At 43.5% G+C, this 17,888-nt stretch carries 21 protein-coding genes and 1 other RNA gene; 7 read left to right on the top strand and 15 right to left on the bottom strand.

The features are described 5' to 3' along the window. The first annotated feature begins 78 nt into the window (after positions 1–78). A complete protein-coding gene (locus JSY38_RS12160; protein ID WP_205113420.1) occupies positions 79–849 on the top strand; it encodes a TSUP family transporter in 771 nt (256 codons plus the stop codon). Between the two features lie 14 nt (positions 850–863). On the opposite strand, the gene gcvA is transcribed toward JSY38_RS12160, so the two are convergent. The 4 genes from gcvA to JSY38_RS12140 form a co-directional block, all read right to left on the bottom strand. After that, a complete protein-coding gene (gene gcvA, locus JSY38_RS12155) occupies positions 864–1,802 on the bottom strand; it encodes a transcriptional regulator GcvA (RefSeq protein ID WP_205113419.1) in 939 nt (312 codons plus the stop codon). Between the two features lie 546 nt (positions 1,803–2,348). Next, on the bottom strand, positions 2,349–3,722 hold the full coding sequence (locus tag JSY38_RS12150; protein WP_114411319.1) for a glyceraldehyde-3-phosphate dehydrogenase: 1,374 nt from the start codon (positions 3,720–3,722) through the stop codon (positions 2,349–2,351). 262 nt (positions 3,723–3,984) lie between these two features. Beyond that, the gene (locus JSY38_RS12145; RefSeq protein WP_114411320.1) at positions 3,985–4,314 is read right to left on the bottom strand and encodes a DUF3392 family protein; all 330 of its coding nucleotides are present in this window, start codon (positions 4,312–4,314) and stop codon (positions 3,985–3,987) included. Between the two features lie 41 nt (positions 4,315–4,355). Then, entirely contained in the window at positions 4,356–4,913 is a 558-nt protein-coding gene (locus JSY38_RS12140) for a uridine kinase (protein ID WP_205113418.1), read from the bottom strand. Positions 4,914–5,049: 136 nt separating this feature from the next. On the opposite strand from JSY38_RS12140, the gene JSY38_RS12135 reads away from it, so the two are divergent. After that, entirely contained in the window at positions 5,050–5,661 is a 612-nt protein-coding gene (locus tag JSY38_RS12135; protein ID WP_114411322.1) for a uridine kinase family protein, read from the top strand. A 34-nt stretch (positions 5,662–5,695) separates the two neighbouring features. On the opposite strand, the gene dnaJ is transcribed toward JSY38_RS12135, so the two are convergent. From dnaJ to grpE, 3 genes are all read right to left on the bottom strand, one after another. Further along, positions 5,696–6,826 carry a molecular chaperone DnaJ gene (gene dnaJ, locus JSY38_RS12130; protein ID WP_114411323.1) on the bottom strand — a complete coding sequence of 377 codons (1,131 nt, stop codon included), beginning with the start codon at positions 6,824–6,826 and terminating at the stop codon, positions 5,696–5,698. A gap of 198 nt (positions 6,827–7,024) precedes the next feature. After that, positions 7,025–8,941 carry a molecular chaperone DnaK gene (gene dnaK / locus JSY38_RS12125; RefSeq protein ID WP_114411324.1) on the bottom strand — a complete coding sequence of 639 codons (1,917 nt, stop codon included), beginning with the start codon at positions 8,939–8,941 and terminating at the stop codon, positions 7,025–7,027. A gap of 102 nt (positions 8,942–9,043) precedes the next feature. Beyond that, positions 9,044–9,622, bottom strand: coding sequence for a nucleotide exchange factor GrpE (gene grpE, locus JSY38_RS12120; protein WP_114411325.1), 579 nt, complete (start codon positions 9,620–9,622; stop codon positions 9,044–9,046). A gap of 185 nt (positions 9,623–9,807) precedes the next feature. Here grpE and recN point away from each other — a divergent pair, with 185 nt between their 5' ends. Then, positions 9,808–11,478 (top strand): DNA repair protein RecN, encoded by a 1,671-nt coding sequence (gene recN, locus JSY38_RS12115; protein WP_205113417.1) that lies wholly within the window; start codon positions 9,808–9,810, stop codon positions 11,476–11,478. A gap of 114 nt (positions 11,479–11,592) precedes the next feature. Here the strand turns inward: recN and fur are convergent, their stop codons facing one another. After that, positions 11,593–12,003, bottom strand: a complete 411-nt coding sequence (fur, locus tag JSY38_RS12110; RefSeq protein ID WP_110576067.1) for a ferric iron uptake transcriptional regulator — start codon at positions 12,001–12,003, stop codon at positions 11,593–11,595. Positions 12,004–12,072: 69 nt separating this feature from the next. On the opposite strand from fur, the gene JSY38_RS12105 reads away from it, so the two are divergent. Further along, complete coding sequence (locus tag JSY38_RS12105; RefSeq protein ID WP_114411327.1) at positions 12,073–12,390, top strand: outer membrane protein assembly factor BamE; 318 nt, start codon at positions 12,073–12,075, stop codon at positions 12,388–12,390. Here JSY38_RS12105 and JSY38_RS12100 read toward each other — a convergent pair. From JSY38_RS12100 to JSY38_RS12090, 3 genes are read right to left on the bottom strand one after another with little or no spacing between them, the layout of a single operon-like run. Continuing rightward, a complete protein-coding gene (locus JSY38_RS12100; RefSeq protein ID WP_110576071.1) occupies positions 12,387–12,665 on the bottom strand; it encodes an RnfH family protein in 279 nt (92 codons plus the stop codon). The two genes, JSY38_RS12105 and JSY38_RS12100, sit on opposite strands and share 4 nt — an antisense overlap. A 1-nt stretch (position 12,666) precedes the next feature. After that, positions 12,667–13,098 carry a type II toxin-antitoxin system RatA family toxin gene (locus JSY38_RS12095; protein WP_205113416.1) on the bottom strand — a complete coding sequence of 144 codons (432 nt, stop codon included), beginning with the start codon at positions 13,096–13,098 and terminating at the stop codon, positions 12,667–12,669. Between the two features lies 1 nt (position 13,099). After that, the gene (locus tag JSY38_RS12090) at positions 13,100–14,458 is read right to left on the bottom strand and encodes a sodium-dependent transporter (RefSeq protein ID WP_205113415.1); all 1,359 of its coding nucleotides are present in this window, start codon (positions 14,456–14,458) and stop codon (positions 13,100–13,102) included. A 180-nt stretch (positions 14,459–14,638) separates the two neighbouring features. Between JSY38_RS12090 and smpB the strand changes: the two genes are divergently transcribed. The 3 genes from smpB to JSY38_RS12075 all read left to right on the top strand — a co-directional run bounded on the left by smpB (position 14,639) and on the right by JSY38_RS12075 (position 16,300). Then, positions 14,639–15,118, top strand: a complete 480-nt coding sequence (gene smpB / locus JSY38_RS12085) for an SsrA-binding protein SmpB (RefSeq protein ID WP_114411330.1) — start codon at positions 14,639–14,641, stop codon at positions 15,116–15,118. Positions 15,119–15,231: 113 nt separating this feature from the next. Then, positions 15,232–15,593, top strand: a transfer-messenger RNA (tmRNA) gene (gene ssrA / locus JSY38_RS12080). A 143-nt stretch (positions 15,594–15,736) separates the two neighbouring features. Continuing rightward, positions 15,737–16,300: an arginine repressor gene (locus JSY38_RS12075; protein WP_205113414.1), complete on the top strand. Its 564-nt coding sequence runs from the start codon at positions 15,737–15,739 to the stop codon at positions 16,298–16,300. Positions 16,301–16,443: 143 nt separating this feature from the next. Here JSY38_RS12075 and JSY38_RS12070 read toward each other — a convergent pair whose 3' ends face one another. The 4 genes from JSY38_RS12070 to JSY38_RS12055 are packed head-to-tail and all read right to left on the bottom strand — an operon-like array spanning position 16,444 to position 17,883. Further along, on the bottom strand, positions 16,444–16,599 hold the full coding sequence (locus JSY38_RS12070) for a hypothetical protein (RefSeq protein WP_205113413.1): 156 nt from the start codon (positions 16,597–16,599) through the stop codon (positions 16,444–16,446). A gap of 12 nt (positions 16,600–16,611) precedes the next feature. Beyond that, positions 16,612–17,010 (bottom strand): hypothetical protein, encoded by a 399-nt coding sequence (locus JSY38_RS12065; protein ID WP_205113412.1) that lies wholly within the window; start codon positions 17,008–17,010, stop codon positions 16,612–16,614. Beyond that, positions 17,010–17,498 carry a lytic transglycosylase domain-containing protein gene (locus JSY38_RS12060; protein ID WP_205113411.1) on the bottom strand — a complete coding sequence of 163 codons (489 nt, stop codon included), beginning with the start codon at positions 17,496–17,498 and terminating at the stop codon, positions 17,010–17,012. The genes JSY38_RS12065 and JSY38_RS12060 overlap by 1 nt, the downstream gene beginning before the upstream one ends. Next, a complete protein-coding gene (locus tag JSY38_RS12055) occupies positions 17,491–17,883 on the bottom strand; it encodes a hypothetical protein (RefSeq protein WP_205113410.1) in 393 nt (130 codons plus the stop codon). Before JSY38_RS12055 ends, JSY38_RS12060 begins: the two co-directional genes overlap by 8 nt. Positions 17,884–17,888 lie beyond the last annotated feature (5 nt).

Below are 17,888 nucleotides of genomic sequence, written 5' to 3'. Positions count from 1 at the left end.
CCTAAACGATTGTCTAGATGGGCTTTTTTTGTTCTACTAAATAGCATCGCTTATCTCTTCTACTGGAAAAAATGTACAATGGACTTTGCCTTTTTCGATATCTCCATTTGGATCTATCTTGCCCTCTTTGGTGCGGCGTTTTTTGCCGGTGCTATTGACGCTATCGCGGGCGGAGGTGGACTCATTACTGTTCCTGTTCTATTAGCCGCTGGACTGTCACCAGCAGAGGCACTAGCAACAAATAAACTGCAAGGTTGCGCAGGCACGGTTTCGGCGTCTTATCACTTTATTAAAAAGGGACAAGTTACACTGTCTGATATGTGGTTCCCCATTCTAATGACAGCCACCGGTGCTATTTGCGGTACATTATTAGTCTCGTATTTAGACAGTAGCTTACTACTCAAAGCCGTTCCGCTTATATTAATCGCAGTAGCCATTTTCTTTTTCTTTTTACCTAAAGTTCAACCTTATATTGCCAGCAAATTCTCACTCACTCATATACAATTTGCGGTTATTATCGGTACCAGCATTGGTTTTTACGATGGTTTGATTGGCCCAGGAACTGGCGCCTTCTTCTCTACCGCCTATTTGTGCTTGATGGGACTGACCGTGGTTTCAGCAACCGCACACACCAAAGTACTGAATGCAACAAGCAACCTGGCCTCTTTGGCGATGTTCGCCTTTAGCGGCCACCTGATTTGGGCTTTAGGCATTGTGATGGGAATAGGGCAATGGTTTGGAGCACAACTGGGCTCACGCCTTGTAATCACCAAAGGTGCGAAACTCATTCGCCCAATGGTGATTATTATGTGCTTGGCTATTTCAATCAAATTATTATTAGATAACTAATTCATAAACCAAAGCTAACCAAGCTCACTCAACATCGTCAAAGCATCATCGGGAGAATATTCATAACATTCTGTCACCAACCAGCGCAACAACTGCTGAACGGGCTCCCGCTGACGCTGCATTTCTGGACAAACAAATAAATAGGCGTGACCTTCATCTAGCGTCTCGGTAAACGGCCGCATTAGTCGCCCTTGTTGAATATCATCCATAACCAAGGGCGTTCTTCCCAAAGCGACGCCCTGACCTGCCACAGCGGCTTGCACAGCAAGATCACCACGGTTGAAGCTGATACCACGGGACGGCTTCACGCCCTTCGCATTTGCCAATAAAAGCCATTTTTCCCATTCAGCATACGGACTAGAAAAACGCCATTCGGAATCATCATTTAATAAAGACATTTGCGCTAACTGATTGGCCTCACTTAATGAACGAGCATGGGCGAAAGCTGGACTACAAACAGGAAAAACTTTGTCTTTCATTAATGGCACAATATAGCCTTTTGAGCTGTGAACATGGCTATGCACAATAGCAACATCAATACGATCTCGCTGAAAGTTCACCTCTCTATCGTTAGCCTGAATACGCAGCTGCAAATCTGGATACGCTTCTTGCAGACTTCCCAGTCGAGGAATCAGCCACTTTGTTGCAAAAGAAGGCATTACAGACACTGTCAGAATATTGGATGTTTCCTCTTCCTGAAGCTCTAAAATTAGATCATTAATCTCAGTAAAACTAAGATTAAGCTGCACTGCCAATCGCGCACCTGCCACCGTCAGCTCAAGCCGGCGATGGTAACGAACAAATAAAGTTAAACCTAAACGCTCTTCTAATTGTCGAATTTGTTGGCTAACCGCCCCTTGCGTTAAATGCATTTCTTGAGCGGCTTTGGTAAAACTCAAATGACGTGCTGCAATGGAAAACGTACCCAAGCCAGCCAAAGGGACAGACTTCATAAAAAAACCACCATAAGACAACCTCAGCTACTGCAAAACAACAAATGACCGAACCGACCTTCCATCGCAACATAAACCACTCAAAAAACACCCTATAAAAGGCTAGGAAAGAGCGCTATATGATAGTAATTTCAGGAAAACCACCCAGAATTTAATAAAGTGCCCAAAGAAGATCACTTTCATAGAAACGGATACAAGTATTTTGCATTAATTTTACTAATCCAACAAATCAATTTATATCGTTTGTAAGAACAATCAATAAAGCTAGAATATGTATATCTCTTAGGTTGAACAGCGGCCTAATATGTATCGATACAGCCCTAACTGTATCCCTCTAAATCATGTCCCCACAGTCATGGTTTAGATGAATACCATCATCTCCCACAGGATGACGTTATTCATAACTGCTAGTTACTTTTTTAAAGCCGGACATTTGTCCGGTTTTTTTTTGCCCAAAAATCACATAATGAACAAATAAAAAAACGGCGACCCAAAGGCCGCCGTTCAACAACACATATAAATGTGTTAGATCATCTCTTCACTCGCTTAAGCCGCTTCATCCTTAAGCAACTCAGTACTAATAAAATTTGCTTGTGCCAGCTTCTCCATCAAGCGAACAACTTGACAACTGTAGCCATACTCATTGTCGTACCAAACGTATAAGATCGCTTGATTACCACGAACCTTGGTCGATAGAGAATCAACAACGCCCGCTTGTTGAGAGCCAATGAAATCAGAGCTCACAGCATCAGCCTCATCGCTGTAGCCAATCTGCCCTGTCAATTCAGCGCTAACAGATGCAGCTTTTAACAACTGGTTGATTTCATCAACAGAGGTGGCTGATTTCAAGTTCAAACTCAATACAGCGATAGATACGTTAATCACAGGAACACGAATCGCACTGCCACTTAATTTACCTTCTAAAGAAGGAATCGCTTTAGATACAGCTTTTGCTGCACCAGTTTCTGTCATCACCATGTTCATGCCTGCAGCACGACCACGACGATCACCTTTGTGGATATTATCAATTAGGTTTTGGTCATTCGTGTAAGCGTGAACGGTTTCAACATGACCCGATACGATGCCAAATTTATCTTCAAGTACAGACAAGATCGGGGTAATCGCGTTCGTGGTACAAGACGCTGCAGAAACAATACGATCTTGATCGGTTACATCATTATCGTTAACACCAAAGACAATGTTTTTCATTTCTTTGCCAGGCGCAGTTAGAACAACACGCTCAATACCAGGGCGATTCAAGTGAACACTCAAACCGTCGTGATCTCGCCAGCGCCCTGTGTTATCAACCAATAAGGCATTGTTGATACCGTGAGCTTGGTAATCAACTTCAGCAGGGTCTGATGCGTAAATGACTTTTACGGGTGAGCCATTAATAATCAAGGATTGATTTGCTTCATCAACTTTCACCAAACCTTCATAAGTACCATGGACAGAGTCGTACTTAAGCAAGCTAGCACGCTTCGCAAGATCGTTGTCGCACGCTTTACGTACAACAATGGCAGCAAGTGACATACCAGGTGTCGTGTGACCAAGCGTACACATACGACGAGCAAGCAATCGACCAATACGACCAAAACCGTACAATACAACAGGAGTTTCAGACCCATCGCTCGATTGATTCGCCAACACAGTTGCCACATCCGCCTCAGCAACCAAAGACTCTAGCTCAACCACAGTATTAGAAACATCGCTTACCAATACTTGCTCTAACACTTGATAGACTTGAACAAGATCTAATTCAGGATGTTGATCAAATGCAGCCATAAGACCAGTAACAGAATCCGCCATTAAGGTGTTGCCTGCTAGTTGAACTTTTACCGCTTTCTCACGACCAAGTTTACCTAAAAGAGGAATCATGGATTCTGCTTGTGAAAGTGCTTGTAACCAAGTGCTTGTCATTTTCTGCCCCCGAAAAAAGACTTTGTTATATCAATATGGGCGCAGTCTAACGGCAGAGAAGGACAAAAACAAATTGTAAGAAGACTACAAAAAACCTTTAAAATCGGGACTTTAGGGCATTTTTTTATAGAAATAACGAAATAACGAGAAGGGTCTAGGAACTTTACTACATAATTCCAATTTTTAAAGGGATATCACCAAGAACAAGAGTGTTATGTGGTAATTTGGCAACAAAAACTGACAGGAACTTTCATGATTTTTTTTACAAATGACGCTTTCTTTCAGCCAAAATCCCCAAAACACAAAAACAGAAGAAGATAAAAGCTGGTCGATAAACAAAATCGATACGCGTAATTCCCCAATAAACAAGAGGCTGACTCCACAACGTCAATAAGCCATAACCAAATGTACACATAAGAATAAACGCTGACACCCTAGCGATAAACACCCAAGAAGATACCCATCGCTTTAAAATGCCGTTTACCTTGTCGCCATATACGACCAAACAGGTTGCGACCAGCGCCAAAGAAATATCTTGTAAATGAGGCTGGATGAAATGCGCTAAACGAAGGTTGAGATCTAAAATAAACATATACAACTAACTACACCAAAAGCACGGCAGAATAAATTCCATTATTTTTTATTAGACAAAGCCTCTACATCGATTTTGCCAGATCGAGAAATGACCTTAGGCTGCTCATCAACATACAAAACAGATACATCATAGGTCGTGTTACGAAAATCTATTGTTGTACCATCTCTGAAGCTCCATTTTGAACGCCCCAAACCACCATTCAAAAAGCCTTCACTGGGGGGGCCATACTTGCGCCCCAATAATTCGCCTAAATTTTTACGTTTCTCATTACTTTCTACCACGCCCGATAAAAGAACTTGGCGAACATATTTAGAGCTATTGAAATGAATCGTCGCATTGGTTACGCCCAAAATACCTTCAGGCCCCAAGCTATAACTCACAACACCTAGCTTATAGGAAGGGTAACTTTGCAACCCCATACTCTCCAACCGAGACTCTAACTGAGATAGCGCCAACCCCTTAACAGGCAAGCCAAACAGCTCTGCCGCATCAGATAAAGCAATACTTTCGTTTGTTTCAGCCATAACAGAAGCAGGCCTACTCACCAAAAGAACCAGAGCAAACACGAGCAACACTGGAGCAACTTTTCTAGACATCAATCATCTCAATTTAAGGTCTTAATTCAGTTTATCAGTCAAAAACAGTCAAAAACAGTCAAAGCTGATATATAATATCACACTATAAGCACCTTCAATTCAAGAAGCGCTCGCACTTTATTTTCAGAGGTAACCAATGGCACTTGTAATCGGCATTACCGGCGTTTCCGGAAGTGGGAAAAGTCGACTATGTTCTCTATTAGCAGAAGACCAAGGTGATAAAATCACCGTATTATGCCAAGACAGCTTTTATAATGGATGCGGCAGTATCGACCCTGACGTATACAATTTCGACGACCTTAGCTCGCTCGACCTAGAAAGCATCACCCTTGCTATTCACAATTGCAAAAATCGTCAACAACCTAACGAAATCCCAGTTTACGATCATTCTCAACACAAACGTGTTGGTTATCGTAATCTTGACCCAACCCATATTGTTCTTGTAGAAGGCCATATGATGTTTCAAGACGCAGGAATTCGAGACGCCGTTGATTACTTGCTTTACGTTGATACTGACATGGACATCGCTATCGTACGTCGACTAAAACGCGATATCGCTGAACGCGGACGCGATGTTAATGAAGTGACCAGCCGATATATGAGACATGTTCGCCAAGCATCTCTCAAGACCATCGACATTCGCAGCAAAGCGGACTTTATTATTCCAAATAATAAAAGCTTCACCAATGCCGCTAGCTTGCTACGTAACTACATCGACTATCTATTAAAAGAAAAAGGCGCCAAATAGGCGCCTTTTTTACAATACATCAGCTGTAAAACAGTTATTTTTTGATGTCATCAAAAAAACGTTTTACGCCATCAAACCAACTTTTTTGCTTAGGTGAATGATCTGTGCCTTCACCCATGCTATCAGCCAATTCAGTAAACAGTTCTTTTTGACGAGCTGTAAGGTTAACCGGCGTTTCAACAACCGCCTTACAAATCAAATCACCCACTGGTCCACCACGAACAGGCTTTACCCCCTTATTACGTAGACGGAACAATTTACCTGACTGACACTCTGCTGTGACTTTTAGTCGCACACGGCCATCCAGCGTAGGAACATCAATTTCGCCACCTAATGCTGCAGTCGTGAAGCTAATAGGTACTTCACAATACAGATTCGCACCATCGCGTTCAAAAATGTTATGTGGTTTAACAGAAACCTGTACAAACAAGTCACCAGCAGGGCCACCATGTGTCCCAGCTTCACCTTCACCTGACAAACGAATACGGTCACCTGTATCAACGCCCGCAGGAATCTTAACATTCAGTGTTTTATATTCTTGAACTCGGCCTTGACCATGACAGTCATTACAAGGATCACTGATTACCTGACCTGCACCATGACATTCTGGACACGCTTGCTGTACAGAGAAAAAGCCCTGTGACATACGAACTTGACCAGCACCACCACAGGTACCACATGTTTTCGGAGTGGAACCTTTTTTCGCACCTGAGCCATCACACGTGTTACAGCCAACCAGCGTTGGGATGCGAATTTTTTCCTCACAACCCCAAACAGCTTGCTCAAGATCTAGCTCTAGTGTGTAGCGCAGATCCGAACCACGACGAGTACGGCTTTGACCGCCACCACCACCGCCAAAAATATCACCAAACACATCACCAAAAATGTCGCTGAAACCACCAGCACCGGCACCACCGCCGTAGCCTCCGCCAGCCTGACCATTTACACCTTCATGACCAAATCGATCATATGCGGCGCGCTTGTCATCAGAAGATAAAATTTCGTAGGCTTCTGCTAACTCTTTAAACTTATCAAGCGCTTCTGGGTTATCTGGGTTTTTGTCTGGATGGTACTTATTCGCTAAAGAACGATAAGCTTTTTTAATGTCTTTCTTATCCGCACTCTTGGCAACACCAAGAACGTCGTAATAGTCTCTTTTGCTCATCGCAGGCATTCCTGAATTTTGAAAAGTCTGAATTTAAAAGTATTCTTTATCTAAGATGTTCTGAGTCGAAAATCGCCAGAATAGATCGACATTCCTTAGCGCTCATTAATCGAAGATAGTGTAAACAGCAAAGCACGGTTCAAAACCGTGCTTGCTATTTACCGCCCCATCAATAGAGGCAAAATAAGTGTTTAACGCTTATTTTTTATCGTCTTTTACTTCTTCGAACTCTGCATCAACAGCATCATCCTGAGACTTAGCCTGCTCGCCTTCGCCTGCTGGTTGTTCAGCTGCTTCAGCGTCTGCATACATCTTCTGAGCCAAAGAGCCAGACGCTTGAGTCAACGCATTGGTTTTCTCTTCGATTTTCTCTTTGTCATTAGATGTTAGCGCTTCTTCAAGCTCAGTAATGGCTGTTTCAATCGCTTCTTTTTCTTCTGCTGTTGCTTTATCGCCAGCGTCAGTCAAAGTTTTACGAGTTGCGTGAATCATGCCGTCCGCTGTGTTACGAACTTGTACAAGCTCTTCGAACTTACGGTCTTCATCTGCGTTAGCTTCAGCATCTTGAACCATTTTTTCTACTTCTTCATCACTTAGGCCTGAAGAAGACTTGATAACAATAGACTGTTCTTTGCCTGTCGCTTTGTCTTTCGCAGAAATACTCAAAATACCGTTAGCATCGATATCGAAGCTTACTTCGATTTGTGGCACACCACGTGGAGCAGGTGGAATGTCCGCCAAGTCGAAACGGCCTAGAGATTTGTTCTGAGACGCTTGCTTACGCTCACCTTGTAATGCGTGGATAGTTACCGCATTTTGGTTATCTTCTGCTGTAGAGAACGTCTGAGATTTCTTAGTAGGAATCGTCGTGTTTTTCTCGATCAACGCCGTCATGACACCGCCCATTGTCTCGATACCTAGAGACAGTGGTGTAACGTCTAGAAGAAGAACGTCTTTCACATCACCAGAAAGTACCGCGCCTTGGATAGATGCACCAATAGCAACCGCTTCATCTGGGTTCACGTCTTTACGTGGCTCTTTACCGAAGAATTCAGTTACTTTCGCTTGAACAAGAGGCATACGAGTCTGACCACCAACCAAGATAACCTCGTCGATATCAGAAGCTGAAAGATCAGCATCTTTCAATGCTTGTCGGCAAGGTTCAAGAGATTTCAACACTAGCTCTTCAACCAAAGACTCCAACTTAGAACGAGTCAATTTCACGTTCAAGTGCTTAGGACCAGTCGCGTCAGCAGTGATGTAAGGCAAGTTAACTTCTGTCTGAGAAGAAGAAGACAACTCAACTTTCGCTTTCTCACCCGCTTCTTTCAAACGTTGTAGCGCTAGTGGATCGTTGTGTAGATCGATACCAGATGTTTTCTTGAATTCTGCTGCTAGGTATTCGATTACGCGCATGTCGAAATCTTCACCACCTAGGAAAGTATCACCATTGGTAGACAATACTTCGAATTGCTTCTCACCATCTACGTCAGCGATTTCGATGATAGAAATATCGAACGTACCACCACCAAGGTCATAAACCGCGATAGTAGAATCGCCAGAGCTCTTATCTAGGCCGTAAGCCAATGCCGCTGCTGTTGGCTCGTTAATAATACGCTTAACATCAAGACCTGCGATTTTACCCGCATCTTTTGTTGCTTGACGCTGAGAGTCGTTAAAGTAAGCAGGAACAGTGATTACTGCCTCAGTTACTTTCTCACCTAGGTAGTCTTCCGCTGTTTTCTTCATTTTCTTAAGAACTTCAGCAGAGATTTGTGGTGGCGCTTTCTTGTCGCCTTTCACTTCTACCCAAGCATCGCCATTGTCTGCGCTAATGATTTTGTAAGGCACCATAGAGATGTCTTTTTGAACCACGTCGTCTTTAAATTTACGACCGATCAAACGCTTAACAGCAAATAGAGTATTTGTTGGGTTTGTTACCGCTTGACGCTTAGCAGATTGACCAACTAGTACTTCGCCGTCTTCAGAGAAGGCAACGATAGAAGGCGTGGTGCGATCGCCTTCCGCGTTTTCAATAACGCGCGCTTTTTCGCCATCTAACACAGCAACACAAGAGTTCGTTGTACCTAAGTCAATACCAATGATTCTACCCATGGTTTGTATCTCCAATAAATTCGTTTATTACAATGATAATTCTGTATTTGGGTACGCTTAAAAGTATTTCAAGCGTCCAGTGTCAAAAAAATGACAGTATTTTTAAGCCGCGCTTGAAACCACTACCATAGCTGGGCGCAATAGGCGGCCATTAATGGTGTAACCCTTCTGTACAACATCCATTACGGTGTTTGGTTCTAACTCAGGGTTCGGCACCATAGTAATTGCTTGATGCAGTTCAGGGTTGAAAGGTTCGCCATGTGGATCAACCACTTTCACCTCAAAACGCGCCAAGGTTTCTAGCAGATCTTTTAACGTCAGCTCAACACCCTCTCGTACAGGGTCTGATTCACCTGTATCAGGCGCTGATGTTAAAGCGCGCTCAAGATTGTCCGCTACGTTCACAATAGATTTAGCAAACTTTTCTAAACCAAATTTATGCGCTTTCTCAACATCTTGTTCTGCACGACGTCGCACGTTTTGTGCATCCGCATGAGCACGAAGTGCCGCTTCTTTATACTGAGCGACTTCTTCTAGAGCTTTAGCAAGCTCATCATTCTCAGTAACTTCTTCTAATGTCTCTACTTCAGGCTCTAAAAGCTCTTCTACTGTTTCGTTTTGTGTCTCGCTATTCAAAACTTGCTCCGCTTCTAGATTAGGATTTTTTTGCTGCTCACTCATTCTTCAACTCCAAATAACAGAAACAATTCTTTGTCTGTGCTGGTTATATGGGGACAGCTTTTTTCCTTTCAACACTAATGACGCATAATTTTCATGGGAATTAAATTTACTAACAAGACTTGTCAAAAAACAACCAAGTACTGTATAAATAACCATATAAATATATTCTCTCTTTGGAGCCCACTATGCTGACTAGCATTGCTATTTCCAACTTCGCTATTGTTGAATCCCTTGAACTTGAGTTCAAACAAGGCATGACCGTGATTTCTGGTGAAACAGGCGCAGGTAAATCTATCATGGTGGATGCTTTGTCACTTTGTTTAGGCGATCGCACTGATGCCGCTGTAGTAAGGCATGGACAAAAAAAAGCCGATATCAGTGCTAGTTTTGATATTCAGCAATACCCGCATGTTTTTAAGTGGCTTGAAGAGAGAGACCTAGAACACGAGCAACATTGCATTTTACGTCGAGTCATTAGTAAGGAAGGTCGCTCGAAAGCCTATATCAACGGCCGCCCTTGTACGCTCAGTGATCTAAAAGAAGTGGGCAGTTACCTTGTCGACATTCATGGTCAGCACGAACACCAGTCCCTACTAAAGAAAAACGCCCAAAGACAACAACTTGATGAATACGGTCAACTCACTGAACTGAGCAAAAAAGTCAGTCAGCAATACTCAACATGGCGACAACTTAAAGAAGAGTTATCCGCTCAGCAGAACCGCTCATCCGAGCAAGATGCCAAAATCCAGCTTTTATCTTATCAAGCACAAGAGTTGCAACAGCTCGACTTGAAAGACGGTGAAATCGAAGAACTGGAAAATGAGCAAGCATTCTTATCGAACATTGCCGATTCCCAGTTTAAAGCGTATCAAGCCAGCGGAATCTTGATCGACAGTGACGAAGGCAACGTTTGTTCTTTACTACACCAAGCCATTAACAGCGCCAGCCAAATCCGCCCCGCGACCAAAGAACTAGAAAACGCGCTAGAAATGATGAATGTCGCCTTAATACAAGCACAAGAAGCCGCCGACAGTTTGCATCATTATCAGGACACGCTAGAACAAAACCCAGAACGTCTAAACGACATAGAACAGCGTTTATCTGATATTTACGAGACTGCTCGCAAACACAGAACCTTACCAGAAGGCCTTATCTCTCTTCGTGAAAGCGTCGAAGTAGAGTTAGGCAGCCTACAAGGCAGCGAAGAAAGCATCGAATCGCTCAAAGAAAAAGAAGAACAAGCCTACGAAAAGCTCACAGCCTTGGCGACCACGCTGACCGAAAAACGCATTGTGGCAAAAGACATATTAGCCAAGAAAGTAGAAGAGCAAATACACGGCTTAGGCATGCCCCATGCCCGCTTCTATATTCAGTGCCAACCACTCACTCAAGTGTCTGCCAACGGTTTTGAAGACATCGAATACATGATCGCCTCTAACCCAGGGCAACCAGCGCAACCACTACGCAAAGTAGCATCTGGTGGTGAGCTATCTCGTATCAGCTTGGGGATTCAGGTAGTCACTGCGCACACTTCTATTATCCCAACCTTAGTCTTTGACGAAGTCGACGTTGGTATCAGTGGTGGCATCGCTGAGGTGGTGGGTCGTATGCTGCGCTCGGTCGGCAAACGTGGACAAGTATTCTGCGTAACACACTTGGCGCAAGTCGCTGCGCAGGGCAACCAGCATTTGCGCGTTAGCAAGCTGGTCGAAAACCAAGCAACGTCTTCTCAGGTGGAACTGCTCAAAGATCAAGACCGCGCACAGGAAATTGCACGTTTACTGGGTGGATTAGAACTCACAGAACAAACGTTAGCCCACGCCCGCGAAATGCTGGGCAACGTCCAACTGCAATAAGAGCGACCAGCGCAAACGATAACAAGCGTAAGCAACCAATCGCTTAGCAAACAAAAATGCCCAAACTGGACAGTTTGGGCATTTTTTATCTGCAACTAAAAAGTAAGCGCGCGATTACTTCTTTTTAGGGCGCACGTACAAGATCAAACTATGGTCTTCGATTTCAAAGCCATGTTCTTCTGCGATTTCGTGCTGACGTTTTTCGATGATCGGATCAACAAACTCAATAACTTTACCTGAGTCTAAGCAAATCATGTGATCGTGGTGATCGCCTTTTGCCAATTCAAATACAGCCGTACCTGCTTCAAAATGATGACGCTGAACCAAACTCGCCGTTTCGAACTGAGTTAACACACGGTAAACCGTTGCCAGACCCACATCTTCACCTTGATCCAATAGAGTGCGATAAACATCATCAGCACTCATATGACGGTCTCCCGCACTTTCAAGAATCTGTAAAATTTTCACTCTAGGTAGGGTAACCTTGAGTCCCGCTTTCTTTAGCTCTTGATTTTCGCTAGTCATGAGTCATTCTCTATTCGATCTTGTTGATAATTACTTTATCATTAGCATACCAGAGTAAGGATAATACAAATGAAAAAAACAGTTTTAATATTATGTGCAGCGCTATCACTTGGCGCTTGCAGTTTATTCCCGCCCCCTTACAAGGTTCCAGTATCGCAAGGGAACCTAGTAACAAAGGAACAGTTGTCACAGTTACAAATTGGTATGTCAGAGTCGCAGGTCACTTATCTATTGGGTAACCCCATGCTAAGAGACACCTTTAAGCCAAATGAATGGCACTATATGTTCACATCAATACATGGAACACCAGACACTCAAAGAAGTGAAGTCGACGACTTGGTGCTCATTTTCGACAATGGCATTTTGAAAGAAATCAAAAACAACTAGCCATTTTTTGCTGCACGGTTGGCCCTAGCTTGTTTAGGGTCAACTTTCAGCTCGCGATACAACTCAACTCGCTCACCTTCTTTTAACACTTGTTCTTCCGCATTTCTAACCGCTTTTCCAAAAATTCCGACTTTCACGGTTTCCAGATCCACGTCAGGGAAAAAGGCATTAATATTAGAACGTCGTACAGCATCACGTACACTACAACCTTCCTCAACCTCTAAAGCAATAATCTTTTGCTTTTCAGGCAAAGCATAAGCTACTTCGACTCTCATACTATTCACCGTACACCACTTTTGCTCGCTTACTGAAGGAATCTACCATTGTATTCGCAATTTGGCTAAAGACACTCCCAAAAGCAAACTTCAGCATACCGCTCAATTCAAACTGAATGCTAAGCATAATTTTACAGCTGGTTGGAGACAGTTCTGTAAAGGTCCACACACCATGCAAACGTTTAAACGGCCCCTTAACCAAGGTCATCTCTATTTTATGACAAGGCTGCAAAAAGTTCTTAGTTGTAAACGACTGGCGAACCGGCCCTTTACCTACTTCCAAAGACGCCACTATCTCTGTTGGCGTTTGAGAAATCAACGTAGAGTCCAAACAGCCCGGTAAGAATTCAGGGTAACCATCAATATCATTAACCAGTGCGAACATTTGCTCGCAGCTATAATTTACATGAGCAAAACGCTCTATATGACTCAAACTAAACTCCTATCCAACCTGCAAATGTAATCACGATCATTGCCGGAATACTGATGTATTTTAACGTCTTATACCACCACTGAAAATGACTAACCTTGTTAGTAATCATCTCATTTTGCAACATAGAGTGAGGAATAAACCATGCCACCAAAATAGACAACGCAATCGCGCCAACGGGCAGCAAGATCAACGACGTAAACTTATCCAACAACTCGAAAAAGTTTAACCCAAACAAAAATTTGCTGTCCCAATGATTAAAAGACAACAACACAGCAATACCGACAAACCAAACGGCAAGTCCCATTAAAAAGGCCGCCTTTAAGCGTGCCATATAGAACTTCTCATGCAGCCAAGCAACAAACAGTTCCAGCATAGAAATAGCAGAAGTTAACGCTGCTACCACCAGTAATAAAAAGAACACACCCGCAAAGAACTGACCACCCGGCAAACCACCAAAAATAATAGGAAGCGATACAAACGTCAGACTTGGCCCAGCTTCAACGTCTATTTGGAATGCAAAAGCCAACGGAAAAATAACCAGCCCAGCTAATATGGCAACCAACAAATCAACACCAACGACAATACTGCAAGCTCGAGCTATCGACATTCGCTTACTCATGTATGCGCCATAGGCGAACATCGCCCCCATACCAACACTTAAACTAAACAGCGCCAATCCAACCGCCGACAACACCACATCAAAAGTAATGTCTTCCCAAGACCAACGAAACATAAAGCTCAACGCTTCATTCATATTGCCTATCATCATCGAATAGGCCGCCAACAGCAGTAAAGTCATTACCAAAATAGGCAACAAAATCCGTACCACAGCAGACAAACCGCGCGTTACAGCTTGACCCACAGTCAGCACTACCAGCGCCATAAACACAGTATGCCATAACAGCATTTCCGCTGGCGTAGAAAGCAATGTATCAAACATGCCCAAGGCACCATCATGCGTAATCGACACAAAATCGCCCGTTACAGCACGATCCAAGTAAGCCAAAGACCAACCCGCAATCACACTATAAAACGTCAAAATCAAAAAGCCTGTAAAACCTGCTAACCAAGGCACAAATACCCAAGCGGGATGAACAATGCGACGCTCGCTTAAATCGTTTACCGTATCAATTGGGTTAGAACGAACGGTACGACCCAAAGCCACTTCGGCCATCAACACTGGCAGGCCTACCAACAGCAAACACGCACAATACACAAACAAAAATGCACCGCCGCCATTTTGCCCGAGCACATAAGGAAACTTCCAAATGTTCCCTAATCCCACAGCCGATCCGCTGGCCGCGAAAATAAATATCCACGGACTTGACCAGATACCTTGTAAACATCGACTTTCCGGCATAAATTTAGGCTCTAATTGCACAACATTGGTTAAGGATAGGAATAAAACGCAAACGTGGCCAACACATCCGCGTCACCTACCCAGATAAAATAATCAACAAGTACGAATTTTCTAACATTCAGGCGCATACCTCAAGAAAAGCATAGGTTTTTGCCTCTATCGACCGTATAATTTCTAACTATGAGTAAAGCAAAGAAAAAATCCAGCAGCACGGGCACCATCGCGCTTAACAAACGTGCAAAATACGACTACTTTGTCGACCAGAAGTTCGAAGCCGGTTTGGTTTTATCTGGTTGGGAAGTAAAAAGCCTGCGCGAAGGCAAAGCCCAATTAGTAGACTCCTTCGTCATCATTCACCAAAACGAAGCGTGGCTCGTCGGTGCGCGTATTACGCCATTGCTTAGCGCCTCAACGCATGTTGTTTGTGAACCGATGCGACAACGCAAATTGCTATTAAACCGCAAAGAGCTTGACCGGATCATCCAAGTTACCGAGCAAAAAGGCAAAACCTGTGCGGCCATGGCGCTGTATTGGAAAGGCAACAAGATCAAATGCGAAGTAGCCTTGGTAACCGGTAAAAAAGAACACGATAAACGTGATACCGAGCGTGATCGTGATTGGTCAAGAGATAAAGAACGACTAATGAAACACAGTGCTTAGCCTTTAATATTCATAGGCTATACTTAATACTGTATGAATATGAACACACTAAGCATTTCAGCGTTATCTCTAGCGTAAGCACATTGTTTGCGATAGACTAGCGTTACCTTTTTGGGGGCGACATGGTTTCGACGTCGGTTACAAACCCAAAGGTGCATGTCGAGAGTGATGCGTGATCTCGTAAATCCCCCGCATCAATTTTATAGTCGCAAACGACGAAAACTACGCTTTAGCAGCCTAAACCGCTGCTAGTGTGCTGCCCTCAGGTTGCTTGTAGCCAGAGATTCTGCAGTATCATAAATTACAAGATGCTAACTGATGCCCCGCCTAGGGATAAGGTTCTAAGATTAAGTAGGCTCGCCATTAACACCCTGTCCTTCGGGCGGTTCGTGGTCAAATAATAGAAGTGACTATGCATGTAGAGCCGATGGCAGAGGACTGACGGACGGGGGTTCGACCCCCCCCGCCTCCACCAATTAAAGGCTTGATTTTAAAGGGGTTTGCACCGTTTAAGATGAAGTCGACACACAAACGACACACTGTTTGTAGGTCAAACGAAAAAGGGAAGCCATATGGCTTCCCTTTTTTTTGATTTTTCTAATACTACAGGACGCTTTCATGGATTCGAATAGCCAAGACAAAACCCTTCTGTATAAACTATGGGACGAATTCCTTGTTCCAATTTTTCCTCTGTATTTTATCGAAAAACTATACTTCGTAACCTTATTCAGCTCTATTGCACTGAGCATGACTTTCGACAACTGGACTTTATTTCAAAGAGCGGGCGCAATAATAGTAATCCTTTCAATAATCGGAGCGTCACAGTCAATACTTAATAGAATTAAAAATATCAACTTTGATTTAGTAACAGAAATTATTTCTAACAAAATCCAAGCATTAGATAGAAACGAAGAGTATCAGAAAGCCGTTCAGCACCTTGTAGAAAAATTCAAGAAAGAACCCCTATATGAAAACATGATACAAAACTTGTTAAAAACTGCTGTCATATGGGCAATTATAGGCACCTTAATAAACGGCTTTGGAGACCTTATTCAATACCCTTGGGACTACTTAATTAGTTCTCTACCTCCATTTGAATTGAGCACTACAAAAAACAATTTATGCATTAAGCAAATTGGCGACTTACATTCATGGATGTGTGATGCATTTAAACAACTATAAAAAAAGGGCTAACTAAGCCCTTTTTTCTTGTTTCTCTTCTAGCTTACGCAATCGTAGATCATGCCGCCAGAGTATATAACCTACCAGAATGGTTACGCTGTTCGCGCCAGTTCCGGTAAGTTGGTTTAGTAGTTCTAGTTCCATTATTTGGTTACTAACTCCGTTTCAACAGTATCAGTAATAACCTCTGATGATGGAATAGCTAGATAAGCAGGAACACCCGCTGTAATAAGCAAGCCCGCTACAACTGAATTTACTACCTTCTTATTGTCTTTGAAAAATCGTTTGAAAAAATTCATTTTGTTTATTCCTTAAAAAATTGGTTTAAATGGGTTTTCGATGTCGCCTTTTTGAACAGCGGTTTTCCATCGTTGATATTCTTCATCATTCATATTGGGCAGTTGGTCGCGGTAGTTAAGATCAAATTTGTCTTTCACATCGTTAAACCCTGCCCAATCCCAAAAACTCGACGCCATATCAGCCACGCCACCAAGAAAGTCGGCGGTAGGTTCGCCAACGATAAACGCCCCAACATCACCAGCAACGTCTAGCGCATCGTCCGCCGCATCATTTTTGACGTAATCCACGGCACCGCCAACGGCACCCGTAACGGCTGTTACAGCTTTATAAGCGACATAACCACCTACGGCGACACCAACAGCACCAAGACCTAGAATGATGTAAAACTGTTTATCGTTTACGACTGACATTAGGCAACGTCCCCCCAGATTTCAGACACATAGTTTTGTGTCTCGGTTGGGGCGCTAGCTAACCACTTATAGCCTTTTGCCTTCATTGCACTGTTTACGTTGCCCATGCCCCAGTTATAAGCAGCCAGCGCCGTTTCCCAATCACCAAACTGGTTTTTAAGTTTGGTTAGGTATTTAGCTGCATAGTAGATGCTTGATACTGGGTCGAGCGGGTCAACATCGGGGTGCCATTTCGGGACTATTTGAGCAATGCCCACAGCACCCGCCGCACTCGTTGTTTCGCCACTGATAATGTCCCAGCGATAGCGGCTTTCTTGATAGAGTAAACGCGCCAACAAATAGCGAGGCATTCCGTTTTGATACTCTGCTGCCATAATGTCAGCAAGGTACGGTTGCGCCGCCGCTGGCGGTGTCCATTTTGTTCTTGTCATAAAGTACAGGGCAACGCCACCGATCACGGCCACCGCTACCCATCCCCCCTTATTCATTTATTGGTTGTTCTTCTGTTATCGCGTCAATTACGGCCTGAGCTTCTGCTTGTGCCTGTTCGTATTCCTCGGTTTTTTCGTCGGCCAGCGCTACGGGGTCATAGTTAATAGAATCAATCGGTAAAGTTTGGCCTAACTCGGTGATCTCTATTTCTTCGCCCGTTTGATGCCAGCTTTCAACACCTCTAAAATCCGGTGTCAATGACCAACCCAAACCATTAAAAATTATTGCTTGGTTTTCGCCAGCACTGACAGTAGGCCACTTTTTTACAGCGTTAGCAGGTATCAAAAAATCATTTTTATCAAACGGGTTTCTATCCCCCTCGCTCAATTCAACAGACCCTAAAAACGCTTTGGTTATTGGATGGTAGTTATAAACTTTCATTTTTA

This window comes from Marinomonas foliarum, assembly GCF_016906065.1.
Taxonomy (GTDB): domain Bacteria; phylum Pseudomonadota; class Gammaproteobacteria; order Pseudomonadales; family Marinomonadaceae; genus Marinomonas; species Marinomonas foliarum.
This window is presented reverse-complemented; position numbering and strand designations above follow the sequence as displayed.